Source organism: Cutibacterium nasicola, assembly GCF_051303185.1.
Lineage (GTDB): Bacteria > Actinomycetota > Actinomycetes > Propionibacteriales > Propionibacteriaceae > Cutibacterium.
This window is the reverse complement of sequence record NZ_JBPPGE010000004.1, coordinates 26434-51607: the sequence shown is the minus strand read 5'-3', so window position 1 is coordinate 51607 and position 25174 is coordinate 26434. Positions and strand designations below refer to the sequence as shown.

Sequence of the window (25174 nt, the reverse complement as noted above, 5' to 3'; positions counted from 1 at the left end):
TTGGGAAGGAAAGTGGACTGTCAGGCGGCTGCGACGGACAGCTGAGCCTCGACAACAGGGCGCGATGCGGTCTGTGGAACAGGGCGGACCATGATCATGTCAGCTTGGGCTCGACGCAGACACATCTGGACGTCGCAGACGTGGAAGACCATCGGGCCACCGAAGGGTGCCTGGCGAATCTTGGTGATGTCGCGGCCCTGTCCGAACCCGAGCATGTGGAGCCGGTGACAAATGTGGTCAACACACTCGGGTGCAATGGACTCGATGGTCGCGCTCTGGCCAGCGGCCAGGCGGCTGAGCGGCACGATGGTCTCCTCATCTGCGGTGCCGCGGTGTATCTGCTTCCTCATCTCGTCTCCTTCGTGATTCCATGACGGCGTCGGAACTCCCGGTGCAGCCCAAAGGATAGTCAAGCCTTACCTCATTGTCATTACCGGGGGTGTTTTTCGGCATGTGGACGTCGTGAAAACCCTGTGGATGGCCGGTTGGCGGCGAGGGCGGGGTAGTCTTGCCAGCCGTGACCGAACCTGATTTCGACGTTGTCGACTCACCGATCGGCATCTTCGACTCTGGATTCGGAGGGCTGACGGTGGCCCGATCCGTCGTCGACCTCATGCCCAACGAGGACATCATCTATCTGGGTGACACGGGTCGGGCGCCCTATGGTGAGAAGACGATTGCCGAGGTGCGCCGCTACGCCCTGCAATGCCTCGATCGACTCGTCGCTCACGGCGTGAAAGCCCTGCTCATCGCCTGCAACACGGCGTCATCGGCAGTGCTGCGGGATGCTCGGGAGCGTTATGACGTCCCGGTCATCGACGTCATCATGCCGGCTGCTCGGCGAGCCAGTTTGGCCACCCGGAACGGTCACATCGGCGTTATCTGCACCGAGGCCACGGCTCGCTCCTTGTCCTACCAGGACGCACTGGCAGCGGTGCCTGGAATCACCCTGACGACCCAGGCCTGCCCGCACTTCGTCCCCTACGTCGAGGAGGGAATCACCAGCGGCCCGGGGTTGGAAGCTATTGCTCGGGACTACCTGAAACCGATCCAGGAGGCCGGCTGCGACACTCTCATCCTGGGCTGTACCCACTACCCGCTGCTCGCCGGGCTCATCTCCTACGTCCTCGACGACGACGTCACGATCATCTCTTCCTCCCACCAGTGCGCGCGGGCCTCGTACTCCTTGATGGCTGAGTCGGGACTACTGCACTCCGAACCTCGTGAATCCAGCCGCTACTTCCTGACGACTGGTAACGCCGAACGTTTCGAGAGGCTGGGGCGACGACTCATGGAGGGTTTCGTCCACGACGTGCAGTCGGTGCACGCCGACCGCCATCCCTTCGGGGATCGTGCGGTCGTGCGCGACTGAGTGACGCAGGTGAGTGACACGGTGGCGGTGCCGCGTCATCGTCATGATTCGTGTCAGTCCCTCCGGCTACCCTTGGCGGCGTGAGTGAGACTTCTCGAATTGATGGACGGTCACTTGACCAGTTGCGTGAGGTCACCATCAAGCGCAACTGGCTCTGTCAGGCCGAGGGATCGGTGCTGGTGAGTTTCGGTCGCACCACCGTGCTGTGCAATGCCTCGGTCACCGAGGGGGTGCCGCGCTGGCGCAAGGGATCGGGCCTGGGCTGGGTGACGGCGGAGTACGAGATGCTGCCGCGCGCCACCAACGAGCGCTCCGCTCGGGAGTCCCGCAAGGGCAAGGTCGGCGGGCGCACCCACGAGATCTCCCGGCTGGTCGGACGATCCCTGCGCGCCGTCGTCGACGACAAGGCGCTGGGTGAGAACACCATCATCCTCGACTGCGACGTGTTGCAGGCCGATGGCGGCACCCGCACCGCCTCGATCACCGGCGCCTACGTCGCCCTGGTCGATGCCGTGAACTGGCTGCGGGAGCGCGGCAGTCTGGCCGGGGAACCCATCACCGGATCGGTGCAGGCCATCTCGGTGGGAGTCGTCGGTGGCACCCCGATGCTCGATCTCGCCTACGAGGAGGACTCCCGAGCCGACACCGACATGAATGTCGTCATGAGCGGTACCGGCGACTTCGTCGAGATCCAGGGCACCGCCGAGGGAGCTCCGTTCAACCGTGATCTGCTCAACCAACTGCTCGACCTCGCCGCTGGTGGTTGTGCCACCCTCAAACAGGTCCAGTCCGAGGCCCTGGGGGTGAGCCTGTGAGCCGCATCGTGTTGGCCTCCAACAACCCCAGGAAGCTGGTCGAGCTGCGTCGCACCTTCGAGTCGACCGGCACCCCGGTCGAGGTCGTCGGTCTGTCGGAGGTGAGCGACGTCCCGGCTCCCGCCGAGACCGGCACCACCTTCGTCGAGAACGCCCTCATCAAGGCGCGCGCCGCCGCCCGTGACACCGGTCTGCCGGCCCTGGCCGACGACTCCGGCCTCGAGGTCGACGCCCTCAACCGGATGCCGGGCATCCGTTCGGCACGCTGGTCGGGGCCGCAGGCCACCGACGAGCGCAACCTTCGACTGCTGCTCGAGCAGACCTTCGACCTTGCCCCCGAGCGCCGTCGTGGCCGTTTCGTGTGTGCGATGGCCTTCGTCGACCCCGACGGCACGCAGATCACCAAGGTCGCCACCATGGAGGGTCGGGTCATCCCCGAGGCCAGAGGAGCCAACGGGTTCGGCTACGACCCGATGTTCGTTCCCGACGCGCAGCCCGGCAACCTCACCAGTGCCGAGATGACCGCCGAGGACAAGGACGCCATCAGTCATCGCGGCCAGGCGGTGCGAGCCATCGTCCCGGCCGTCGTCGCCCACCTGGAAGGCCACTGAGATGCAGGTGTACCTCGACCTCCTGCAGCGCATCCTCACCGAGGGGGTGCGTCGCCCCGACCGTACCGGCACCGGTACCCTCAGCGTCTTCGGCCACCAGATGACCTTCGACCTGCGCGAGGGTTTCCCGTTGGTGACGACGAAGAAGATCTACACCCGCAGCGTCTTCGGGGAACTGCTGTGGTTCCTGCGCGGGGACACCAACATCGGCTGGCTGCACGAGAACAACATCCACATCTGGGACGAGTGGGCCGACGAGGATGGTGACCTCGGCCCGGTCTACGGCCACCAGTGGCGTTCCTGGCCCGACACCGATGGCGAGGCGATCGACCAGATCGCCCGGGTCATCGAGCAGATCCGCACCAACCCGTGGTCGCGTCGGCACATCGTCTCGGCGTGGAACGTGGCCGAGGTCGACCAGATGGCCCTGCCACCGTGTCACACCCTGTTCCAGTTCTACGTCACCCCAGACGAGCAGGGGGAGCCCACCTGGCTGAGCTGCCAGCTCTACCAGCGCTCCGGCGACACCTTCCTGGGGGTGCCCTTCAACATCGCCTCCTATGCCCTGCTCACCCACCTGGTCGCCTCGGTGACCGGTCTCAAGCCGCTGCGGTTCGTCCACACCCTGGGCGACGCCCACCTCTACCTCAACCACCTCGACCAGGTTCACGAGCAGTTGCAGCACCAGCCTCGCAGTTCACCGCAGCTCACCGTCAACCCACAGGTGCGTGAGATCGACGGGTTCGAGCTCTCCGACATCAAGCTCACGGGGTACGACCCCTACCCGGCCATTCCCGCACCGATCGCCGTCTGACCGGCTCGTCAGGAGGATTCCATGAAGGTCGTCGCCATCGCTGCCGTCGCCGACAACGGCGTCATCGGCTCCGGACAGGACATGCTCTGGCACATCAGCGCGGACTTCCGCCGTTTCAAGAAGGTGACGATGGGCCACACCCTGGTGTTCGGCAGGCGCACCTTCGAGCAGGTCGGGAGGCTGCCGGGGCGTCGCCACATCATCTGCACCCACGACCGGCAGTGGTCGGCCGACGGGGTGGACGCCGCCGCCAGCCCGCGTGAGGCCGTCGAGATGGCCCGGGACGCCGGTGAGACGATCTGCTACATCGCCGGTGGCGGCCAGATCTACGCCGATGCCCTCGACCTGTGCGACGAGCTCGACATCACCGAGGTGCATCGCAGCCCTGAGGGGTCGGCGCGGTTCCCGACCATCGATCCCGCGGTGTGGGCCGAGATCCGGCGTGAACCCCGTGACGGATTCGACTTCGTCGGTTACCGCCGCGTGACGTCGTGAGGCCGACGGCGTCGATCCTCCATCTGGACATGGACGCCTTCTTCGCCTCGGTGGAGCAGCGCGACAAGCCCTCACTGCGCGGCAAACCGGTCATCGTCGGCGGGGTCGGCGGCCGGGGAGTGGTGGCGACGGCCTCCTACGAGGCCCGGGTGTTTGGGGTCCACTCCGCGATGGCGGGGGCACAGGCCCGCCGGCTGGCACCGCATGCCGCGTTCCTGTCCGGGCGCTTCGAGGCCTACCGGGAGTCGAGCAGGGTCGTCATGGCAACCCTGCGGGAGCTCTCCCCGCTGGTCGAGCCTCTCAGCCTGGACGAGGCCTTCGTCGATCTGGAAGCAAGGGCAGTGCCCGTTGACGACCTCGACGCCCTGCGCCAGATGGCTACCGAGCTGCGGGCCAGGGTGGCCGAGCGCACCGAGGGGCTGAGCTGCTCGGTGGGGATCGGATCGAGCAAGTTCATGGCCAAGGTGGCCTCCGAGATGGCCAAACCGTCGCGAGGCCATGCCGATCAGGTCGTCCTGGTCGCTCCCGGAACCGAGGCCGAGACCATCGCACCCCTACCGGCACGGGCCATTCCCGGCGTCGGACCGGTGACCGCAGAACGTTTGGAGACACTCGGGTTTCGCACCATCGGTGACGTCCGGGCCGCCCGTCGGGCGGAGCTGGTGCACGAGTTGGGGCAGGCCGCCGGGGCGAGCCTGTTCGCCCTGGCACGGGCTCAGGACGATCGCCCGGTGAGCGTCAGCCGGATCGCCAAATCCATCTCGGTGGAGGACACCTTCGAACACGACCTCACCGATCGCCGGGAGTGCCGGGAAATCGTCGAGCGGCACGCCGGGCTGGTGTGTGGCCGGTTGAAGCGATCCGGCCATTTCGCCCGCACCGTGACGCTCAAGGCGAAGATGGCCGACTTCACGGTGTGGTCGCGGTCGGTGACGTTGAGCGGGTCCACCGACTCACCGGAGCGGATCGCCCGCCTGGCGGTGCGCATGCTCGACTCCCTCGACCTGCGCGAGGGAGTGCGACTGCTGGGCGTCGGGGTGTCGAACTTCACCACCTCGGCCCAGGAGGAGCTGTTCGACCTGGACGGTGAGGGCCAGCTGCGTGACGACCCCGTGGTCAGCGAGGGCGTCCCACTGATCCAGCCAGGGCCGTTCGGGCGGCGGCGATCCTTCGACGGCAGGCGTTGGCCGCCGGGCGCCGACGTGGTTCACGACGAGTACGGCCGGGGCTGGGTGTGGGGATCGGGACACGGCGTCGTCACGTGCCGGTTCGAGCACCGCGGCAGCCCGATCGGCAGGGTGCGGTCGATTCCCGAGGACGACGCGGCCCTGCACCCGGCGCACCCCCTGGGCCTGGCATGGCAGCCGCCGGAGGAGGGGGAGAGGACTTCATCGGGGGACGAGCCCTCCCACTGATCTCGCGAGGCGGATGCTCACAAGCCCGACTCCCGTGGTGGATGCCTGTGTCGATGAGCGTTTGGTGAGCGTTTTTGGGGGGGTGGGTATGGCATCTGTCGGGACGGGTGTATCTTTTTCTCTGTCAGCCCAATGGGTGGGTTGATACCCGGGTGATGTGGGGAAGTCGGTGGGAATCCGGCGCTGTCCCGCAACCGTGACCACATCTTGTGTGGAAGTCGGAGTACCAGATCACCGCGGGGATTGGTTTCCTGTTCCGTCGAGGGTTACGGATCGACACCGACGCATGCCACGCCTGTGCTGTCATGGACCCCTCTCGGAACGTGCTTCCGAGGAGGAGCGACATGGCAGTAGAAGCAACGACGACGTGCAAGCGTGTGGTGGGCCCGGTGATGGCTGCCGCACTGATGATAGGCGCAGTGGGGGTGACGGCGGCCCCTGCCCAGGCAGCTCAGGCGTCTGGGCCTGCCGATTATGCCTCCCAGGCCGGCAGGGCGGCTGGTTACATCGATAAGCACAGTGCCGATCTGACCAAGGACAAGTTGGGGCCGCAGTTGGATGGGGCTTTGGCGTTGGTGGCTGCTGGCAGGAAGGATTCGCCTACCGTCGCCAAGGTCAAGGACAACATCAAGACCCAGGGGCAGAGTTACTGCACTGAGACGAATGTGGGTGGATGTGCGAAGGTGACGATCACCCTGCTGGCTCTTGGTGAGTCGACCACCTATGACGGGTTCGACTACTCCCAACGAGTGACGTCACTGCCGGCCTCGGCACTCAAGGAGTATGCGACGAATCAGGCGTTGGACATGATTGCCCTGGAGCGGTTGGGCAAACCGATCCCGCAGAACCTGCTCAAGTCGGTCACCGAGTATGCGTCCACGACTCCCAAGTGGGATGACCCGGACACTGACGGTCTCATGCTTACGGCTTTGTCGCATGTGACGGCCCCGGACAAGCAGAAGGCTGTCACGAGTCTTGTCAAGCGTCTTGACGCCGACAAGCAGGATGGTGCCTGGGGTTCCAAGGGCAAGGGCCCGAATGTGAACACCACTGCGTGGGTGGCACCAGGACTGTACCGTGCTGGCGATGCTGACCACAAGGCGCAGGCTGTGGCCGGTCAGAAGTGGCTCGTGAGTCAGCAGCAGGCTGACGGGTCTTTCAGCACACCGTATTCGCCGTTGATGGCGACGACGCAGGCGGTTCCCGCGCTGCGTGGTCTGCAGTCCTATGACAATGTGGGTGCCAATCAGGCCCACGAGGAGCCGGTTGTTGGCTGACGAGGTGGCGTTTTAGTCATCGTCAAGGTCGCGTTGGGGCGGCTTTTGTGGCTGCCCCAGCGCGATTGTTGTGGTCAATTTGGGTCATTGCGGCAGTGCGTCGTGTCGGTGCGTGGGGTGTGTCAAGTATGTGTGGGCGCCGGTGGGCGTGTGTGATAGCGGCTGTTGTCATGGTTGCGATGTGTGGTGGCGTGGTGCCACGTCAGGCGGTCGCAGACGCGGCATCTGATGATCTTGATACGTGGTCGACGGGCAGCCATCGCTACCCCGATAGCGGCGAAGGCTTTTATAGTAAGGGGGATAAATGGCATGATGGGTGGTGTCGGCAGGGCGAGGGATTTGCGGTTGTTATTGATTTTTCGGGTGCGCCGAAACCGTTGCGTGGCCTGTTGACGGAAAAGTACGTTGGCAATTTTGGTCTGACAGCCAGTGATGGCTGGATCGTCCGCTGTCATATAGGGAAACCAAGTTCTGGCCGCAGGTGGGATAATTACGTTTCCTCGGTGGGCTTCTCGATAGACAAGTACGTGTATCAGCGGCCGTCGCGGACTGTTGAAGCCGGAGGGGGTTTCGATGCGTATTTACTCAATACTACTGGCGTGTGGTATCCCGCAACTTCGCCTCCAGCGGATACCAGCAAGAATCTATATGATTTTACTCCAGGTGTGTGGATTCATGCGGATGCGCACGGTGAGTTGCCGAAATTGCCGGGTCAAGGCACGTCGCTGGATGGGTCATGGCCAGGAAAAATACCGTACGTCGATGACGATCCTTCCCTCACGTTAGTTCATAACTATTACGTCGATCACAATAATGTTCCGTTAGATTCTGTGATGTATGTGTCGTATGGGGGGCCGGCGTGCCGCGGTAATATCAAAGCCGAGCTTATGCTGAATTCGTCGGAGCCCCACCCGGCTAAGCAGGTGTGTTTGGGGGATGCGGCGGCGCATCCGGAGAAATACAAACGCATGGATCCTAAGACGGGTCAGCCGTGTCCGGGGTGGACGTTGACGCCGCAGTTCTCGGATGGGACTGTGAATGGGTGTGTGCCGAAGAATCCTCGGCCGCGGCCTTCTACTCCCACGGGTGGCCCCACGCGGGATCCGGGGTCGGGGAACGGGCCGCATCCGCACAGGCCGCGGCATACTCGTAGGCCGACTCCTCCTGTCAGGCCGCATCCTGGCCAGCACCGTGCAGGTGTGGGCGGGGCCACTGGTCGCGATGGCACTCCTCATCATGGAGTCTTCCATCGGAACGCTCACAAGGATGTTCATGCGGGTGATCGGGTGAGCTCGCAGGTGCGCAAGGCTGCGCGCACGCCTTCCCCATCGGCTCCTCCGTCTACGTCTGCCACACCGTCGGTGTCCGCGTCTCCGTCGCCCTCGGTGTCTCCATCCGCCACACCGTCTCCGTCTGTTTCGGCTGGGGTGGTGGTGTCGCCGTCTCCTGGTGATGGTCGGGTGTGGGGTTCTGAGCAGCAGGGGCCTGCCGCCTCGGATGGTGCTCGTCGTCGGGTACCTGGTTGGGTATGGGGTGCCGGTGCAGGTGTGCTGGTGGCTGCCGGTGTCGTGGCGTGGTGGATGACGCGGGGTAGGCGTCGTGACCGCGAGGACGACGAGGTGGGTACCGACCTGTTCGAGTGAGGCGTCCGCACGGCGGGACGCATGTTTGTTGTTCGATGAAGACTGCCACACGTGAAGGACATGTGTGGATGAGAAAGGCGAAGGATCAATGGGCAAGACGATGATGAGGTGGGTGACGGGGGGTCTGGCTGCCGTGATGGCGGTCGGCGGTCTCGTCGTGCCTGCATGGGCCGATGACGATGATGTGAAGCAGATTCCGACGGCGTCGGCGGATCAGTGGCATCCGGGCTGGTGTGCCAAGGGTGAGGAGGGGTACTCGGTTCTCATCGATTTCGCAGCGCTGGATCCGAAGGATCGCGGTGATCTCGCCCCGACCGCATCGAAGCTCACCGACGCCCATGCCAAGGACGGCTGGCTGGTGCGCTGCCACAAGGGCCTGGAGCCGATCAAGACTGTCGAGCGTGACAATCCAGAGAGATGGGTTAACGCGGAATACTGGGCTGCGGCGGTGGGTATTCCCGGGAAGGTGAATACCCAGCGGTATGCCGAGTGGGAATATCGTTTTTTGGGGATTACTCCTTGGTATGGTATGACCTCGAATGGCGAGCGGATTCAAACGGCGACAATGTCGGTAGTTCCTGACAAGAACGGTACCCTGCCGCCATGGCCGAAAAACGTTAAAGAGGGTCATGACTATCCCGGTAGGCCGAACTCGAATTATTATGGGAATTATTCTGGGATGATCCAGAAGCCGGTGAAGGGAATGGCCGTGGCCGTCACTGCTTTCCCTTTTGGATACAAAAATACCGTTAATGAATATTTCGCTGGTGACAACCCGAATCGGCCCGAGCACCGGCCCCAGTACGGCGAGGCCCCCGCACCGACTCCGGAGCCGACGGTGAGCCCCACGGCGACGTCCGAGCCGACAGCGGATCCGACTCTGACGCCACTCCCGACTCCGGACCCGGAACCCAGCGAGACCACCGATCCAACCCCCGAGCCGGAGCAGATTCCGACGGCGTCGGCGGATCAGTGGCATCCGGGCTGGTGCGCCAAGGATGAGGAGGGGTACTCGGTTCTCATCGACATGGCGGCGTTGGATCCGAAGGACCGGGGTGATTTGAATCCGGCCACGACCACGTACACCGACGCCCACGTCAAGGACGGCTGGCTGGTGCGTTGCCACAAGGGCCTGGAGCCGCTCAAGTACGCTCCAAGTGGCGAGTGGGGCGCAAAGTTCAAGGCGGCGAACTGGGCTGCGAGTGTGGGTATCCCCGGGACACGGGACCTCAATGGGTGGTACCACTTCCTGGGGATCACTCCCAACGGGGATGAGACCTCGGACGGTGACTGGATCTTGGCGGGTGCGTTGACGGTGGTGCCCGACAAGGACGGCATCCTGCCGCCGTGGCCGGAAAAGGTTGTGGAGGGGGAGCCCTATCCGGGTGCACCGATCAATGATCCTGACGTGTTCCCGTCGATGACGGACAAGCCGGTGAAGGGGATGGCCGTGGTCATTGGCTTCGAGCCTGATGGGCACACGGACGATCCGAATGATCCTGACAAGAAGTTCTATTTCGCCGGCGACAACCCGAACCGACCCGAGCACCGGCCCCAGTACGCCGACGCTCCCGCACCGACTCCAGAGCCGACTCCGACTGTGGTGCCGACCCCGACGGTGAGTCCCACGCCGACGGTGTCCCCGACCGGCACCCCGGCCCCGACCGGTACCGTCACGCCGACCCTGACGCCATTGCCCACCCCGGACACGAACCCCAGTGGGACCACCACCCCTGCTCCGAATGCGTCTGTGAATCCTCCCGATTCGACGGTGCGGCCGGTGGATGGCCGAGATGGTCGCGGTGACGCGGAGATACCTGCAGTCCCGGGGCCAGATGGCGGGTCACTGGCTGCTCCCGCACTGCCCGCCACCGGAGCCTGACCAGGCGATGGTGGGGGGACACCCGTAAACGTGTCATCTGTTGTGAAAGGAAGAGATGCAATGATGACAGAGAAGAAGATGGGAATGTCGACGATGAGCCGACGGATCGCCGGCCCGCTGGTTGCTGTGCTGCTGGCCGCTGGTGCCGTGACCGGGACGGGGGCGGCCCAGGCGGCTGGGCCAGCCTCCGGACCGGGATGGCATGATGGGGCCTGCGCTGCCAATGAGGGGCAGACGGTCGTCGTGGACTTCAAGGATGATCCGAGCCACCAGAAGCCGGCTGTGGAGGGCAACTGGCCAGCTGGTGCGAAGGACTCGCGGATTTTGGTGCGGTGCAATGTGGGTGGCACCTGGGCTAATCCCAAGGGTGATGCCCGGACCGAGCCGCTCAAGGCGGTGGGAATCACCTATTCCCCGGAGGGGGGTTTCATCGACACGGTCAATGGTGTTCACGACGATCAGGGCAAGAATGCCTACTGGATGTTCTCTTGGGCCAGTGAGTCCAACAAGAACTGGGATCTGTGGGCCCCGCCGAAGCAAGGCGTTGGCACGTGGGTGGGCGTGACCTTGGGCGGAAACAGGATTCCGTCGATCAATCCCCCCGTCAAGAAGTAAGTGAGTAGTGAAGGGGATCGGCGAGGTCTGGGGGTCTCGCCGATCCCCTTCCGTCATGCCAAAGGTTGCACGGTTGGGGTTGCAGAGGGGATGGATTGTGAAGGCCCGTAGAACGGTATCGTGGGTGGCTGCTGTGGTGACTGCTGGTGTGGCAACTTGGTGGCCGGTTGCGGCACATGCGGATGCTGGTGTCTCGGGCCGGCTATGTGCTGATCCCAATTATGAGTGCACCGTGAGCGTGTATGGAGGTGATGCACGGGAGGTGTCCTATTCGGGGGTCGACGTGACTGGAAAGCCGGGCACCCGGGTGCGGTTGGCGGCCTATTACGTGCGCACCGACGATCACGGCAAGCTGACCAAGCTGGAACGCTTCGTCGTGGGAGACAAGCCGGTGGTCGTCGGGGACACCGGGATCGTGGGCACCAGACTCGGGTTCCCCACCGTTCAGGATGATCCGGCGAAGATTCCCAGCGCATGGGTTTTCGTAGGCCCCGATGATGTGACCTTGGACAACCTCGACAGGGCGGCAGGCAGCTTCGTGCCCTACGGAACGTTGAAACCGACTGTGTTGGGGGACGGCTGGGGACTGGAGAAACCCGTGGGGCAGACGATCGGGGTACGCACCGTCGGGTCGATGCTGACAGGGACGTACCAGATCGAGTACCAGGACGATGCGGGACACTGGGTGAACGTGACCAAGGCCCGGAAAACTAATCCTGATGAGCCTTTTTGCAGTGGCAGCCTTGGGGCGGAGGCGCGTTTCGATAGCCCCGACACGGCCCAGGTGTGTATGGACGACCCCTCCAAGCCGGTCGACATCGGCTACCAGCTGCCACGCGGGATGAGGCATCACCGCTACAAGATGCGGATGACCTCCTATGGCGGTGACGGGTTGATCGTGGTCCACAGCTGGGACGTCGTTCCCTCGGACCACCCCGTGCAGGCCCCCTACAAGGGCACGTTCCGTGAACCGCGCCACAGGGGCGCGTCGAGTCTGGCAGGAGCCGAGGAGAGGCATCCGAGCAACCGAATCGTGCAGGGGGCCGTTGGTGCAGGAGCCGTGGTGGCCGCAGCGGCGATGGCCGGTGCCGGATGGCGAGGACGCCGAATCATGAGAGGACGAGCATGAAACGCGTGCATCCCCTGACGGCCCTGCTGTGGGTCGTCTCGCTGGTGGCCGTGGCGTGGATGGCAGATCAACTCGTGGTGTCACTGACGGCTCTGGTGGCGCTGTGCGTGGTCGCGACGGTGGCAGGTGGTCCCCGACGAGCCGTGTGGCGGCCTGTCCGCGAGATCTGCGTGGTGCTGGTCGTCATCTGGGCACTGCTCCTGGCCGGTGTGCTAGGTCATGTGACGACCACCGGCGGCATCGTGGTGACGTTGCCGTCCATCCTGATCGGCAGCCAGCAGATCGGAGGTGTCGTCCACGTCGGCCCGACGCTGAACGCCGCCAATCATGCCGTGCAGGCGTGTGTGGCAGTGGTTGCCGGGGCGGTGCTGGTGCAGTTGCGCCCCGCCCACGACTGGCTCGACCTGGCCATGTGCTGGCTGGGCCGGGGGGCGCGGGTGATGGCTCCGGGGATGTGCATGGCAGAGGGCGTCTCGGTGGCGGTGGCCGATCGGGTCCGGCTGCGCCGCGGCGGCCTGCGCACCTCGCGTCTGCAGGCTCTGGTCGACGGCATCGATCGTGGCCGCGAGATCGAGGATCGATGGGAGGAGGCCCGGCTTGTGAGATCGCCCCGGTCCTGGTGTCGGGTGCTGGGGGTGGCCGGCACACTCGTCGTGCTGCTGGCGTGCGTCCGTCAGACCATGACGGGCTGGACGCTGTGGCACGGTGCCGCCGTGGACCCCTACTGGGACCGTGCCCTGATGACTGTTGCCGGTCTGTGGGCGCTGGCTGGTCTGGTGGTGCTCATGGTGCACGGGCTGCCCGGGGTGGGGCGGCTGCGACTGGTGGACGTTGCCCTCGTCCTTGCGGTCATCGCAACGGTCGTGGCATGGCTGGTTCGGGGGTGGACGGGGGATGCTGCTGCGTTGGCGACGCCCAGCGGGATGCCCGTCGTGCTGTGTGTCGCCGTGGTGCTCGGTGCGGTCGCCGTGACGGTCACGTTCAACGCTGGAGGTCGACGTGCTCGAGGTTGAGTCGATGTGTGTGGATGTCTCGCGGGTCGGCCGGATCCTGGACGACGTCAGTGTGTGGGCAGGGCAGGGAGTCACCCTTGTCGCGGGCCGCAGTGGCTGCGGATCGACGACCCTGTTGCGTCTCGTCGCAGGGTACCGGGATCGGCAGGTGGTGCGCCGACGGGGCGTGGTCCGACTGTCTGGGCGGCGGATCGACCAGATGAGTCGTGCCGAGCTGCGTCCCCTCCTGACGATGGTGGGGCACCGTCCGCTGGGAGGCGTGATCGACCTCGAGGGTCTCGGAGCCCATGACGTCGAGCTGCGCAGCGTCATCGAGGAGTTGGGGCTCACCCGGTGGTGCGGCACACCAGCGGCACGGATGCCGGCCTGCGTGGCGGCCCGCATGGCACTGGTCGAGGGCATCGCCTCCGAGGCGCCGGTGCTGCTGCTGGACCAGGTGTTGGCACCCATGACGTCGATGTGGCGGTCTCGTGCCGCCTCCTGCATCGCCCGTGTGGCCCGGGCGGGTCGGATCGTCGTATGGGCCGAACATGCCCTGGAACACGCCCTGGGAGTGGCCGACAGCGTCGTGGAGATCGTCGACGGGCACGTCCAGCAGACGGCTGCCCCGTCGTGGTCGTCCAGCCAGCTGCCCCCGACGCCCCTGCAGCAGATTGCTGCCCGATCGGGTGAGCAGTTCTTCACCGATCCGGCCCAGGCCCGCGATCTTCTCGCCGCGGAGGCGGTCACCGCGATGTCTTGTGCCCACCCGCAACAGTCCGAGGGGCCGATACTCGCCCGCGTGGACCCGGCGGGTCTGCGGCTGTCCGGCAGATTGGTTGACGTGCGTGCCGGTCAGGTGCTGGGGGTCGTGTCCCACGACCCGGTTCAGGCGCATCGGGTGGCACGTCGTCTGGCTGCCACGGTGAACCCGTCTGGTCCCGGCGATCGTCTGTTGCGCACCCTGCTGCGTCAGACGAGTGTGCGGCGGGCCTGCGAGCTGGTCGATCGCCGATCCGATCGCTCGGTCGGGGCGAGCATGGAGCTGGCCGACGAGGTGCTGGGGCCGGTGGGTGCGCGTCGCGGTGTCGAGCACGCCGAGGGCCAGCAACGTCTGCTGGCCGACGTGCTGGCGTGCGCAGGCGGTGAGGTCGTGCTGTGGATCGACCCGGGATGGGCGGTCGACGCCGCCAGCGGTGATCGTCTGGTGAAGGCGGTGCGGCAGCGGGGGGCGGCCGTGATCATGGCGTGTCGGGACGTCGACCTGGTGGCCCGATGGTGCGATCGGGTGCTGGTCGTCGATGAGCACGAGGTCGTCGCCGACGGACGCCCCGGCTCCGTGGTGGACGATCTTCCGTGCCCACCCCAGGTGGCCCAGGTGTTCCCCGGCTGTCACGTCGTCAGGGCGACCGATCTGACCCTGGTCCCGGGGGCCGATGCCGTTGCGGAGGGAGGCTGGGCCCATGCGCAACTGGTGTAGTGGAATCGTCACGGCGATACTGGCCGTGGTGACCGGGATGTGGCTCGCCATCCCGCTCATCGACTCGATGCGAGCGGGGACCCGACAGCAGGCCACCGTCGAGGCCCAGGCGATGACCGTGTTCCTCACGGCCGGTCTCGTGCTGCTGGCGGTGTGTCGATGGATCGATGACGGCCGTCGGGTCTGGCGGGTCGGGCTGCTGGTGTGCCTCGTCGTGGTGAATTCGCTGGTGCGGGTGACGATGTCGCCGCGGGTGTTCGGTGTGGAGCCGGTGTTCATCCTGCCCTTCCTGGTCGGGGTGTCGGCAGGGCCGTCGGCAGGATTCCTCGTGGGAGCCGGATCATGTCTGGTCTCCAGCATGCTGGTGGGCACGGTTGACGCGCCGCTGCCCGGACAGATGCTGGCGTGGGGGCTCACCGGGCTCATCGGCTCGGTGCTGGTGCGGGTGCCGGCCAGACCGGCATGGCTGGTCTCGTGGCCACTCGCCGTGCTGTGCGGCCCCGTGCTGGGCGTGATGCTCAACCTCATCGGCTGGCCCACCGACGAGGCCGGTACCGTCGGGCAGGACGGGTCCGACGCCTTCGTGACCGGCCTGTCGAGCACGCAGACGATCCAACGGCTCGTGCGCTACTCGGTGCGCACCTCAATGGGGATCGACCTCACCCGTGGCGTGTGCACCCTGCTCGGCGTCATCATCATCGGCCTGCCGACGATCCGGGCGCTGCGCACCGCCTGGGGCAGTCCCGACCGGCGCACCGACGAGGCCCCGACAAGCCGCAGCACACCGATCAGTTCCGAGGCACTCGAGCGACGAGAACAGGCAAGGACAAGGACGAAGGCATGGTTCACGGACCAGGAGGACACAGCGTGAGCGCAGAGACGACCATGAACATGGGCTGGATGGCAAGGAACCGTCCCCGCCGCGGCGAACCCGACGGACGTGGCGAGTTCGGCAGGCACGGTGGGCCCGGAGGAAACGGCACGCCCGTCGCGAGGGGTAAGTCCAGCACGACGGGGTCGAGGATCGACCCTGCAGAGGTGGACCGGGCACGTCGTCTCGTCGAGACGATCTCGCGAGCCTTCGACTCCAAGGTCGTGGGTCAGGAGGCATTGCGCACGGCACTGCTCGTCGGACTCATCGGCGGGGGTCACGTGCTGCTGGAATCGGTGCCGGGCCTGGCCAAGACGCTGGCGGCCTCCACCCTGGCCTCCACCGTCGATGCCAGTTTCTCGCGCGTGCAGTGCACCCCCGACCTGCTGCCCAGCGACATCATCGGCACCCAGGTGTTCAACCCCGGCAGCAGCACGTTCACCACCGAGCTGGGCCCGGTGCATGCCAACGTCGTGCTGCTGGACGAGATCAACAGGTCCAGCGCCAAGACGCAGGCCGCCATGCTCGAGGCCATGCAGGAGAGGCAGGCGACGATCGGGGGCAAGACGTACCCCATGCCCAACCCGTTCCTCGTGCTGGCGACCCAGAACCCCATCGACGAGGAGGGCACCTACGTGCTGCCCCAGGCGCAGATGGACCGTTTCCTGCTCAAGGTGATCGTCGACTATCCCTCGCCGGCCGACGAGGTGGAGATGTTGCGCCGCCTCAAGTCCGGCGCGCTCGAGTCACGCACCGTGTCTGCGGTGGTGAGCCGCAACGACGTGCTGTGGCTGCAGGGCCTGTCGCGCCGTGTCCACGTGGACGAGTCCCTGCTGCACTACATCGTCCAGATCGTCCATGCGACCCGGCACGCCGGCGACTACCTTCCCCAGGAGCAGGCCCGCTACCTGGAGTACGGCGCCAGCCCACGTGCCACCATCGCATTCGTCGAGGCAGCCTGTGCCCACGCACTCATGCACGGACGTGACCACGTGATCCCCGACGACGTGCGGGCGATGCGCCACATGATCCTTCGTCATCGGCTCATCCTCACCTTCGAGGCCGTCGCCACCCAGGTACCCGTCGAGGAGATCATCGACGGCATCTTCGGCGCCGTGCCCACTCCCTGACCATGGCGTACCTCACAGCTGTCCAAGGACGCCTGGGGCTGTACCCGAGACGTCTGGTCATGGGTCTGCTCGACGGCCAGTACGCGTCGATGACCACGGGGCGCAGCATGGACTTCGACGATCTGCGCTCCTACGTGCCCGGCGACGACGTCAAGGACATCGACTGGAAGTCCTCGGCACGTGCCGGGGAGCTGCTCATCAAGAGCTATCGGGCCGAGCGCAGGCACACCCTCGCGTTCGTCGTGCCGACCGGTGGATCGCTGGCCAGTGCCGCCACGCTCACCCACTCCAAGATCGACGTGGTGCTTGCCACGATCGGGGTGCTGGCATGGGTGGCGTGCCACCAGGGCGACTACGTCACCGTCGTGGCCCCCGGTCAGGACGGTCCGAGCGTGGCGCGACCGTCGTACCGGGACACACAGATCGAGCACATGCTCGCCGGGCTCGACGCCGGATGTCGTCTGGAGGCACCCGATCCCGATCTGGTGGAGCTGCTCGACCTGACCGCCTCGGGGCTGCGTCGTCGCTGCATCGTCGTTGTCGTACTGGACGACTGGGATCCCCGTCCTGCAGACGTGGATGCCCTGGCGAGTCTGTGCGCCCGCCACGAGGTGCTCGCCATCGAGGTGTCCGATCTCGACCTCACCGATCCGGCCCTGGCCGCCGTGCCGACCCGTGACCAGGCAAGTGGCCAGCCCGTACCGGGATTCGTGGCCCGGGACCGGCAGGTGCGTGAGCAGGCCGTGGCCGCCCGACAGGAGCGAGCCAGGCGCCGCGGCCACACCCTGGACCGGCTCGGCATCGTCCACGAGTCCGTTGCCGACGTGGACGACTCGATTGCCGCGATCGTCCGACTCCTCGAGAGGATGCGTCATGCCTCCCGTCACTAGTGCCTCACCAGGGCTGCTGCCCGTGCTGGACCTGTACCCGCCCGTCTCACACGACTCGAGATGGTGGTGGGTGGTCCTTGGCTGCCTGGTCGCGGTCGCAGCCGTGCTGTGGGGGTGTCGTCGCGTCCTGACGAGAATCGACGTCGCAGCCACGGCAGAGGGGCCGGCAACGCTGGAGACGATCCGTGCCACGGCACTACGAGATCTCGATGCCGCCGCCGACGCCTGTCGACGTGGTGAGCCAGACCGTGCCGTGTGCCGAGACATCAGCATGGCCCTGCGCAGGTTCGCCGCGCTCGCCTGCGACAGCGACCTGGACTACGAGGGGTTGGACGAACTCTCTCGCCATGCCGAGGAGGACCCGCGGCTCGATCCGGTCGTCGCGGTCGTCGGACGGTGCTATGCGGTGGAGTTCGACCCGAAGGGCCACGGCGTCGATACCGACGAGCTGCTGGCCGATGCCGTGAGGACGGTGCGCTCATGGACCTGATGTGGTGGTGGATGTGGCCGATCGTCGTCGTCGCGGTCGCCATGACGGTTCTCATCGGGCTGGTGCTGCGCCGTCACGAGAGCATCGAGCGACTTGCAGTGGCACATGTCGACCGACTGCGTGCCCTTCCCGCCTACCGGGATCACGCCCGGCGACGCGTTCGCTGTCTGGTGGTCGAGGTGGTGTGCTGGGCGGTGGCGGCCTGTGGAGTCGGTCTGGTGGCCGCCAGATTGCAGGGGATCGACGATGACGATCGTCAGATACGTACCCGTGATGTCATGCTGTGCCTCGACGTGTCCGGCTCGATGGAGGGGGTGGATCGTCAGGTCATCAACACCTACATCCAGCTGGCCGATCGCATCACCGACGACCGGATCGGATTCGTCATGTTCGACTCCTCGTCGGTGACGGTGTTTCCCCTCACCCACGACCGGGACATCGTCAAGACTGGGTTGAAACAGGCCAGGGACCAGCTCGACCGGGCCGACCTCCCCTCCGGGGTACGCTACGGTCCGGGCGGGTCGCTGGTCGGTGATGGCCTGGCCTCCTGTCTCAGCAGGTTCGACCAGCTCGATCAGCCCCGGTCTCGAAGCATCGTACTCGCCACCGACAACATGAACGCCGGCCCCTCGGTCTACACCCTGCCCCAGGCCATCGACTTGGCTGTGAAACGCCACATCATGGTCTTCGGCATCGTCCCCGAGAACACCGATCTCGATGCCCGGGCGGCCGGTGACGAGTTGCACCAGCAGGTACTGCGTACCCACGGCCAGACCCTGACGATCCCCTCCGACGGGCAGGCCGATACGGCAGACATCGCCCACCGCATCCAGTCACAGGCCAAGAAGGCGGTCATGGCCATGGCCACCCACCGCTCCTACGACAGGCCCTGGCCGGGGGCGCTCATGGTCGGCATCGGGACGCTCGGTGCCATGGTTGCTCGGCGACGGGAGGAACGATGAGTTTTCACCCACACCCCCTCACCGTGGGGTTTGCCGTTCTCCTGCTCGTCGTCGCCGTGTGGTTCGGGGTGCGCAGTCGTCACACCCGCGGCAGGATCGCCACGATGGTGCTGGACATCGTGCTGGCCGTGCTCGTCGGACTCATCGGGATGCACCCCGTGATCGGTGAGTCCGGACGGGAGAACTCCACCGTGGACGCCGACATCGTTCTCATGGTCGACACGACCACCTCGATGGCAGCCCGCGACCACGGGAGCAAGACGCGTCTTTCCGGGGCGATTCGCGACATCGCGCAGCTCGCCTCGGCCTTCAGCGGTGCCCGGTTCACGCTCGTCACCTTCGACAACGAGGCCCGCGTGGCGGTGGCCTCGACCACCGACACCGGCACGATCGTCTCCGCAGCGAACTCCCTCACCTGGCGTGAGGACACCAAGGGCACCGGCACCGACATCGGCGTGGGGGTACCTGCCGCCGTCGAAGCCCTGCAGAAGGCCCGAGAATCGGCACCCCAGGCCACTAGGATGGTCTTCTACCTGGGCGACGGGGAGCAGACGGCCACCAGGGCACCCGGCTCCTTTGCGGCGCTCAAACCCCTGGTGACCAGCGGTACCATCTACGCTTACGGCACCGCCAAGGGGGCACCGATGGCCCGCTCGGCCTTCGACTCCAGCGACGTCACCTACCACGGTCGCAAGGCCATCTCCCACGCCGACCACGCCACGCTGACCACCGCCGCTCGTCAGGCGGGTCTGTCGTTCGCTGCCCGGTCACCGGGCAGGACGCTCACCCCGCCCCAGGTGTCGCTGAACCGCACCAGCCATGAGGAGCAGATGAGCGCGGGCACGGACCTGGCGTGGATCCTCGGCCTCGTCGCTGCCGCCGACGTCGCCGCCCAACTGACCATGAGCGCTCGCCGACTGCGCCGGGCACGAAAGGACGTCCCATGAGAGGCTCCCGCCGCACCCGTCAGACCGATCCGCGACGCTCCCGGCGGGACGTGATGAGCCACGGGCAGGCTCGTCGGGCACGCCGGGCCACCATCGGGATGACGGCGCTGCTCGTCGCCGTTCTCGTGCTCACCGCATGTCGACTCGCCGCCACCTTGGTGTGTGACCGGCTCGGCAGCGGAGCCTTCACCTCCCAACAGTACGACCAGGCCGAGCGCTACTTCGGGGCGAACATGAGGCTCAACGTCACCGAGCCGTGGATCGCCAGCTACGACCGCGGCACTGCCCGAGCAGCCGAGAGCAACTACGCCGACGCCGAGGATGACCTTCGCATCGCACTCGACAAGGCACCGCAGGAGTACAGGTGCCGGGTGGGCATGAACCTGGTGTGGACGATGGAGGAATCGGCGACGATGCAGAACCTCAACCGTGGCACGGCCAAGGCCGGCACGTTGAGGGAGGCCAAGGACATTGCGCAACGGCTCAGGTGCCAGGGCAGAACCACTGCACCCCAGTCCCACACCCGGCAGACCTCGGACGACCAGAGGACCGAACAGTCCACGACGATGAAACGCCTCGATGAGGAGATGAAACAGGACATGCAGGGTTCTCAGTCGCAGGACAAGGAATCGTCGCGTAGGAATGATTCCGAGCAGCAGCGGGAGAAGGACCTGTCGACGAAAAACCAGCAGGCCCTCAATGAGCAGAAGCGGGACACCCAGAACGACGGGTCATCCCAGAAGACGTCAAGTGGCCCCACGGCACCGCCGCCGTCCGGGGGAGTTCCGGACCGGAAGGGCTGGTGAGATCCTGGCGGTGAGGGGAGCTTTCCCAATACATGTGGGGTATTGTGTTCGCTGTCAGCCTGATGGGGGTTGATGCCCGGGTGGTGTGGGGAAGTCGGTGGGAGTCCGGCGCTGTCCCGCAACCGTGACCACATTTCGTGTGGAAGTCGGAGTACCAGGCCACCGGTGGGGAGTGGTTTCTGGTTCCGTCGAGGGTTACGGATCGGCACCGACGCATGTCACGCCTGTGCTGCCCCGTGGCTCCCCTCGGAACGCTCCACGATCAAGGAGTGGCCATGGCAGTAGAAGCAACGACGACGTGCAAGCGTGTGGTGGGCCCGGTGGTGGCTGCCGCACTGATGGTAGGCGCAGTGGGGGCGGTTCCTGCCCAGGCATCTCAGACGTCTGGGCCTGCCGACTATGCCGCCCAGGCCGGCAGGGCGGCCGACTACATCGATGGTCACAGTGCCGACCTGATGAAGGGCAAGTTGGGGCCGCAGTTGGATGGGGCTCTGGCGTTGGTGGCGGCGGGCAAGAAGGATTCGCCTACCGTCGCCAAGGTCAAGGACACCATCAAGGCTCAGGGGCCGAGTTACTGCACTAAGACGAATGTGGGTGGATGTGCGAAGGTGACGATCACCCTGTTGGCTCTTGGTGAGTCGACCACCTATGACGGGCTCGACTATGCCAAACCGGTGACTTCGGAGTCCCAGTTCAAGGAGTATCCAATGAGTCAGGCGTTGGACATGATTGCCCTGGAGCGGTTGGGCAAACCCATCCCGCAGAAGCTGCTCGACTCGGTGACCAAGTATGCGACGACAACCCCAATGCTGCCGGCGGGGATGTGGGGACTGGTCAGTACCGATGGGGTTATGCTCACCGCCTTGTCTCATGTGGAGTTTCCGGACAAGCAGAAGGCTGTCACGAGTCTTGTCAAGCGTCTCGACGACGACCGGCAAGGTGACGGGTGGGGCATAAAGGATCACGGTGCGAATGTGCGTGCGACCACGCGGGTGGCACCGGGACTGTACCGGGCCGGGGATGCCGCCCACAGGGCGCAGGCCGTGGCCGGCCAGAAGTGGCTTGCCGCCCAGCAGCGGCCTGACGGATCATTCCCGGCATACTACTCCCCGATGCTGGCGACGATACAGGCGGTACCGGTGCTGCGTGGTCTGCAGTCCTTCGACACCATCGGGACCCATCAGCCCCGCAGGCTGGTGACAATGACCGTCCTGGGCGACTCGTACTCGGCAGGCAACGGAACCCTGAAAGATGGGTATCCGGCCGATGGATCGTATCGCAGCCCCAAGAACTACGGTTCGGTACTCACCGGCATGCTCAACCAGAAAAGCACGGACACAACCTACCAACTCGACGTGAAAGCCTGGAGTGGCGCCCAGATCGCCACCGGAGACCACAACATCATCAGCCAAGCCGATACCATGGATCCCCACACCGGCGTGGTCCTCATGACCGCCGGAGGCAACGACCTCAACTTCGCCAACGTCGCCGACATGTGTCTTGCTGAGAGACAGAAGCTGGGCGGGTGCCCCGGGATGGTTGATACAGCTCGTAAGAAACTTGGTGCCACGATGACGAACACGGTGACATTGCTGTCACATATCCAGCACCGACTGGCGGATCCGGCTCACACCCGTGTCATCCTGATCGGCTACCCCTACCTCGTCCCCGCCAGATACGATGCCCCCTTCACGGATGTGCCTGCGACTCAGGTACGGGCCGCCGAGGACGAGTTCCGCACCAAGCAGGCCGCCACCATCAAGGCTTGGAACCAGACCCATGCCCTCAAAGTGGCCTACGCCCCCACCACCAGCCTGTTCAACACCCACGAACCTTACCCATTTGTCGTACGGCCTCAAAACCAGTATCGGTGGATCAACGGCATTCTCGAAACGGCAGGAGAACGCGGAGACGACGGGAAAACCCATGCAGATGTAGTATCGCCTTTCGGCGGGTATAACCCAAATTTTTTTCATCCGAATGTGATTGGCCATGAAAAGATTGCCGGGATGGTGCGTCCCTTGGTCAAATCGCCGAGGATGTATGGCCTGTCTTCCGGTGTCTCGCAGGTGGCATCGGTGCCGGGGGTGCGGATGCGTGCCGACGTCATCGGGCAAAACCTGGTACGTGCAGGTGAACCCCTCGAATTGGACGCCTCCTCGTCCTACACCTCCACCGGACACATCCGACGTTGGCAATGGGACCTGGACGGGGACGGCCACTACGAAATCGACAGTGCCACCCCCGAAATCAGCCGAACCCTGACCCGACTGGGGAAAAACCAGGCACACCTACGCATCACCGACACCACCGGAACCAGTGACACCCTCACCTTCCCCATCCACGTCACCCGAGACGGCGACGGCGTGCCCGACAACCAGGACAACTGCCCCACCATCGCCAACCAAGACCAGACCGACACCGACCACAACGGTGTAGGAGACGCCTGCGACCCCCACACCAAGGCACCACGATGACCACCCACAAAGACACAACCAAACAACAGCACCATCACGCACCACTCAACGGCCTCATCATCGGCACCATCGTCGGTGTGGCTTGGCCCACGGTATTCGGGATACTTCATGTACGAGAAACGCTAGTTCTCGTTCCCAAGGCGTACCCCCCCGTATTTACCATGTCGTTTATTTTCCCTCTGGTTGGGTGGCTCACAGGATTGTGGGAACGGAAGGTGTACGCGTGCGACGACCCGAAGAACCGGAGACTCAAAACCAAAATCATAGGTGCCGTCATGGCAACTTTCACTGGCGTGCTCATGTTCTCGACTCACTTTGCTCTTGTAAATGATGAGCTTCTCCTCAACATGGAAGCAGCAGTGCACCCGCTTCCGTTGGCAGTGTTTCCTTGTGCCGGGCTAATCCTCAGTGATATCGGAATCAGACTCAAGAAAAGTGAAATCCCTTTTACTTTTAGCATGAGCATTGCTTCAACGGTCATACTTTTCATAACAGTGGCAGTGTGGTTTTACGTTTTCGGCATTACGAAACTATCCTTGTCCTCTCATTCTTGACGCCCCACACTGTCCCAGTGAGACGTGCCGATGGATGCGGCCAAGTGTGCACAATTCTTAACGGTGACACGAGTTTCAGGGAGCTCCCCTTGCCACAGAGACCACGATGTTCCCATTACCAGACAACCGCTCAGCTGCCAGCAAGAACCAAACTAAGAATTAAGAGCGGAAGGCACCACGATGACCACCCACGACAACACAACCGACCAGCAATACCATCGCGCCCCCTCAACGGCCTCATCATCGGCACCATCGTCGGAGCCGTCTGGGCGATTGTATTCGTCGTGTTTTCCAAGGTGAGGTGGTTCACCTCCCCGAGATTCGCGTGGATGACCTTCATGGGAGCGACGTAAAACAAAAATACTTTACGCTGCAACGCTAAGCATGATCGGAATCGCCACCGCAGCAATCTTCTTCTCTGACTTCTTTCAGGACCCACAATCTCTTGGGTCACAGCTCGACACAGCCCCAAAAATCGGGGCACTTATCCTATATCTGCTGGCACTGATTCCATTCCCATGTGGTGGATGGGCGCTCGGCGCTATTCGAATGAACAACGGCATGGATTTCCGTGGAATTTTCGCATCGATGACGCTCATGTCGATCATTGTTCTGTTGTTGTGCTTCATATGTTGGTTCGCCATAATGGTAGTTTTCTGGTTCTGGATATGGATAATTTTCTGACCGCACTCCAAAATATGACTACACAATCACTGACAGCCAAGGCACCTAGGCAGCCCTGTCACCCCGATGATGAAACCGTGAGGCGCGGATGACAGCAACACCTGACCAGCAGTACCACCGCGCACCCCTCAACGGCCTCATCATCGGCACCATCGTCGGAGCCGTCTGCGCGGCCGTGTTCCTCTTGGCTTCCGAGGGAACGGAGTTCAATCTCGCAATATTGGCGGTCGCCTTGGGATTGGTGTTGTCGTTTTCTCTACTCGGATGGATTGACGGTCTGTGCGAAAGAAGCATCATTTCGCACAGACCCTTGTCCGCGCAGCGGCGTGACATCAAGATGCTCCATGCTGTTACCACGACCTTGATCGGGGTCATCCCGGCCATTGCCTTCTATTCCATCAGCACGGATCGGGATCCGATGAGCGTACCCCGTAACGCAGCTTTCAGTTGGAAGGCGTTGGTTCTGTACGTGCTGCCGCTGATCCCATTCCCCCTCGCTGGTTGGACCCTTGGTGTCATCCGGGTGAGCAACGATAGCCGCAGAGTCATTCCAACGATGACTCTCATGGTGCTTGTGCTGCTGTCCCTGTGTGTGGGGTTTTGGCTTTTTTTCAGCTTGTACCTTCATATATTATTCTTTTTCGCACCCTGAATGGTCTCTCTGTATGACGACAAGCGTCATGATCGTTTAGCTCGGCTGTGAGCATATGTGTTATCATGACAATATCTGGTTAAACTGCGTCCCACCGAACTGGATAGCTGCTGCGTATCCTCCAGTAACACAGCTCCTCCTTAACAGGTCTGAAATTGGCGTGCAAGCGCC

General features: G+C 64.3%; 24 protein-coding genes. 23 read left to right on the top strand and 1 reads right to left on the bottom strand.

The window, feature by feature from the left end:
* Positions 1–20: 20 nt before the first annotated feature.
* The gene (locus ACSJJT_RS07660) at positions 21–338 is read right to left on the bottom strand and encodes a FeoA family protein (RefSeq protein ID WP_196768540.1); all 318 of its coding nucleotides are present in this window, start codon (positions 336–338) and stop codon (positions 21–23) included.
* Between the two features lie 179 nt (positions 339–517).
* On the opposite strand from ACSJJT_RS07660, the gene murI reads away from it, so the two are divergent.
* The 23 genes from murI (at position 518) to ACSJJT_RS07545 (ending at position 25003) form a co-directional block, all read left to right on the top strand.
* Positions 518–1372: a glutamate racemase gene (gene murI, locus ACSJJT_RS07655; RefSeq protein WP_435917739.1), complete on the top strand. Its 855-nt coding sequence runs from the start codon at positions 518–520 to the stop codon at positions 1370–1372.
* Between the two features lie 50 nt (positions 1373–1422).
* Entirely contained in the window at positions 1423–2187 is a 765-nt protein-coding gene (rph, locus tag ACSJJT_RS07650) for a ribonuclease PH (protein WP_435917738.1), read from the top strand.
* Positions 2184–2798 carry an RdgB/HAM1 family non-canonical purine NTP pyrophosphatase gene (rdgB, locus tag ACSJJT_RS07645; RefSeq protein WP_435917737.1) on the top strand — a complete coding sequence of 205 codons (615 nt, stop codon included), beginning with the start codon at positions 2184–2186 and terminating at the stop codon, positions 2796–2798. Before rph ends, rdgB begins: the two co-directional genes overlap by 4 nt.
* A 1-nt stretch (position 2799) precedes the next feature.
* Positions 2800–3612, top strand: coding sequence for a thymidylate synthase (locus ACSJJT_RS07640; RefSeq protein WP_021104418.1), 813 nt, complete (start codon positions 2800–2802; stop codon positions 3610–3612).
* A 21-nt stretch (positions 3613–3633) separates the two neighbouring features.
* Positions 3634–4107 carry a dihydrofolate reductase gene (locus tag ACSJJT_RS07635; protein WP_435917736.1) on the top strand — a complete coding sequence of 158 codons (474 nt, stop codon included), beginning with the start codon at positions 3634–3636 and terminating at the stop codon, positions 4105–4107.
* A complete protein-coding gene (locus ACSJJT_RS07630) occupies positions 4104–5522 on the top strand; it encodes a DNA polymerase IV (RefSeq protein WP_435917735.1) in 1419 nt (472 codons plus the stop codon). The genes ACSJJT_RS07635 and ACSJJT_RS07630 overlap by 4 nt, the downstream gene beginning before the upstream one ends.
* A 392-nt stretch (positions 5523–5914) precedes the next feature.
* Positions 5915–6799 (top strand): prenyltransferase/squalene oxidase repeat-containing protein, encoded by an 885-nt coding sequence (locus ACSJJT_RS07625; protein WP_435917967.1) that lies wholly within the window; start codon positions 5915–5917, stop codon positions 6797–6799.
* A gap of 1460 nt (positions 6800–8259) precedes the next feature.
* Entirely contained in the window at positions 8260–8442 is a 183-nt protein-coding gene (locus tag ACSJJT_RS07620; protein WP_435917734.1) for a hypothetical protein, read from the top strand.
* Positions 8443–8506: 64 nt separating this feature from the next.
* The gene (locus ACSJJT_RS07615; RefSeq protein WP_435917733.1) at positions 8507–10324 is read left to right on the top strand and encodes a hypothetical protein; all 1818 of its coding nucleotides are present in this window, start codon (positions 8507–8509) and stop codon (positions 10322–10324) included.
* A 60-nt stretch (positions 10325–10384) separates the two neighbouring features.
* The gene (locus tag ACSJJT_RS07610) at positions 10385–10939 is read left to right on the top strand and encodes a hypothetical protein (protein ID WP_063279889.1); all 555 of its coding nucleotides are present in this window, start codon (positions 10385–10387) and stop codon (positions 10937–10939) included.
* A 262-nt stretch (positions 10940–11201) separates the two neighbouring features.
* Positions 11202–12068, top strand: coding sequence for a hypothetical protein (locus ACSJJT_RS07605; protein ID WP_435917732.1), 867 nt, complete (start codon positions 11202–11204; stop codon positions 12066–12068).
* Positions 12065–13081, top strand: a complete 1017-nt coding sequence (locus ACSJJT_RS07600) for an energy-coupling factor transporter transmembrane component T family protein (protein ID WP_063279891.1) — start codon at positions 12065–12067, stop codon at positions 13079–13081. The genes ACSJJT_RS07605 and ACSJJT_RS07600 overlap by 4 nt, the downstream gene beginning before the upstream one ends.
* Complete coding sequence (locus tag ACSJJT_RS07595) at positions 13068–14540, top strand: ATP-binding cassette domain-containing protein (protein WP_435917731.1); 1473 nt, start codon at positions 13068–13070, stop codon at positions 14538–14540. Before ACSJJT_RS07600 ends, ACSJJT_RS07595 begins: the two co-directional genes overlap by 14 nt.
* The gene (locus tag ACSJJT_RS07590) at positions 14524–15411 is read left to right on the top strand and encodes an ECF transporter S component family protein (protein WP_021105648.1); all 888 of its coding nucleotides are present in this window, start codon (positions 14524–14526) and stop codon (positions 15409–15411) included. Before ACSJJT_RS07595 ends, ACSJJT_RS07590 begins: the two co-directional genes overlap by 17 nt.
* A gap of 14 nt (positions 15412–15425) precedes the next feature.
* On the top strand, positions 15426–16541 hold the full coding sequence (locus ACSJJT_RS07585; RefSeq protein ID WP_435917966.1) for an AAA family ATPase: 1116 nt from the start codon (positions 15426–15428) through the stop codon (positions 16539–16541).
* Between the two features lie 2 nt (positions 16542–16543).
* Positions 16544–17431 carry a DUF58 domain-containing protein gene (locus ACSJJT_RS07580; protein ID WP_435917730.1) on the top strand — a complete coding sequence of 296 codons (888 nt, stop codon included), beginning with the start codon at positions 16544–16546 and terminating at the stop codon, positions 17429–17431.
* Positions 17415–17921: a hypothetical protein gene (locus ACSJJT_RS07575; RefSeq protein WP_435917729.1), complete on the top strand. Its 507-nt coding sequence runs from the start codon at positions 17415–17417 to the stop codon at positions 17919–17921. Before ACSJJT_RS07580 ends, ACSJJT_RS07575 begins: the two co-directional genes overlap by 17 nt.
* Positions 17912–18883, top strand: coding sequence for a vWA domain-containing protein (locus ACSJJT_RS07570; RefSeq protein WP_435917728.1), 972 nt, complete (start codon positions 17912–17914; stop codon positions 18881–18883). The genes ACSJJT_RS07575 and ACSJJT_RS07570 overlap by 10 nt, the downstream gene beginning before the upstream one ends.
* Entirely contained in the window at positions 18880–19830 is a 951-nt protein-coding gene (locus ACSJJT_RS07565) for a vWA domain-containing protein (protein ID WP_021105642.1), read from the top strand. The genes ACSJJT_RS07570 and ACSJJT_RS07565 overlap by 4 nt, the downstream gene beginning before the upstream one ends.
* The gene (locus tag ACSJJT_RS07560; RefSeq protein ID WP_435917727.1) at positions 19827–20636 is read left to right on the top strand and encodes a tetratricopeptide repeat protein; all 810 of its coding nucleotides are present in this window, start codon (positions 19827–19829) and stop codon (positions 20634–20636) included. Before ACSJJT_RS07565 ends, ACSJJT_RS07560 begins: the two co-directional genes overlap by 4 nt.
* 338 nt (positions 20637–20974) lie before the next feature.
* Positions 20975–23113 carry a PKD domain-containing protein gene (locus ACSJJT_RS07555; RefSeq protein ID WP_435917965.1) on the top strand — a complete coding sequence of 713 codons (2139 nt, stop codon included), beginning with the start codon at positions 20975–20977 and terminating at the stop codon, positions 23111–23113.
* Positions 23110–23667 (top strand): adhesin, encoded by a 558-nt coding sequence (locus ACSJJT_RS07550; RefSeq protein ID WP_277101963.1) that lies wholly within the window; start codon positions 23110–23112, stop codon positions 23665–23667. The genes ACSJJT_RS07555 and ACSJJT_RS07550 overlap by 4 nt, the downstream gene beginning before the upstream one ends.
* 772 nt (positions 23668–24439) lie before the next feature.
* Positions 24440–25003 carry a hypothetical protein gene (locus ACSJJT_RS07545; protein ID WP_435917726.1) on the top strand — a complete coding sequence of 188 codons (564 nt, stop codon included), beginning with the start codon at positions 24440–24442 and terminating at the stop codon, positions 25001–25003.
* The last annotated feature ends 171 nt before the right edge of the window (positions 25004–25174 follow it).

What these genes read in the sequence shown, in the direction of transcription:
- ACSJJT_RS07640 (WP_021104418.1), top strand. Translation starts at nt 2,800, where the DNA reads ATGCAGGTGTACCTCGACCTCCTGCAGCGCATCCTCACCGAGGGGGTG.
- ACSJJT_RS07635 (WP_435917736.1), top strand. Translation starts at nt 3,634, where the DNA reads ATGAAGGTCGTCGCCATCGCTGCCGTCGCCGACAACGGCGTCATCGGC.
- ACSJJT_RS07625 (WP_435917967.1), top strand. Translation starts at nt 5,915, where the DNA reads ATGGCTGCCGCACTGATGATAGGCGCAGTGGGGGTGACGGCGGCCCCT.
- ACSJJT_RS07610 (WP_063279889.1), top strand. Translation starts at nt 10,385, where the DNA reads ATGATGACAGAGAAGAAGATGGGAATGTCGACGATGAGCCGACGGATC.
- ACSJJT_RS07600 (WP_063279891.1), top strand. Translation starts at nt 12,065, where the DNA reads ATGAAACGCGTGCATCCCCTGACGGCCCTGCTGTGGGTCGTCTCGCTG.
- ACSJJT_RS07590 (WP_021105648.1), top strand. Translation starts at nt 14,524, where the DNA reads ATGCGCAACTGGTGTAGTGGAATCGTCACGGCGATACTGGCCGTGGTG.
- ACSJJT_RS07585 (WP_435917966.1), top strand. Translation starts at nt 15,426, where the DNA reads ATGAACATGGGCTGGATGGCAAGGAACCGTCCCCGCCGCGGCGAACCC.
- ACSJJT_RS07580 (WP_435917730.1), top strand. Translation starts at nt 16,544, where the DNA reads ATGGCGTACCTCACAGCTGTCCAAGGACGCCTGGGGCTGTACCCGAGA.
- ACSJJT_RS07575 (WP_435917729.1), top strand. Translation starts at nt 17,415, where the DNA reads ATGCCTCCCGTCACTAGTGCCTCACCAGGGCTGCTGCCCGTGCTGGAC.
- ACSJJT_RS07570 (WP_435917728.1), top strand. Translation starts at nt 17,912, where the DNA reads ATGGACCTGATGTGGTGGTGGATGTGGCCGATCGTCGTCGTCGCGGTC.
- ACSJJT_RS07565 (WP_021105642.1), top strand. Translation starts at nt 18,880, where the DNA reads ATGAGTTTTCACCCACACCCCCTCACCGTGGGGTTTGCCGTTCTCCTG.
- ACSJJT_RS07560 (WP_435917727.1), top strand. Translation starts at nt 19,827, where the DNA reads ATGAGAGGCTCCCGCCGCACCCGTCAGACCGATCCGCGACGCTCCCGG.
- ACSJJT_RS07555 (WP_435917965.1), top strand. Translation starts at nt 20,975, where the DNA reads ATGGTAGGCGCAGTGGGGGCGGTTCCTGCCCAGGCATCTCAGACGTCT.
- ACSJJT_RS07550 (WP_277101963.1), top strand. Translation starts at nt 23,110, where the DNA reads ATGACCACCCACAAAGACACAACCAAACAACAGCACCATCACGCACCA.
- ACSJJT_RS07545 (WP_435917726.1), top strand. Translation starts at nt 24,440, where the DNA reads ATGACAGCAACACCTGACCAGCAGTACCACCGCGCACCCCTCAACGGC.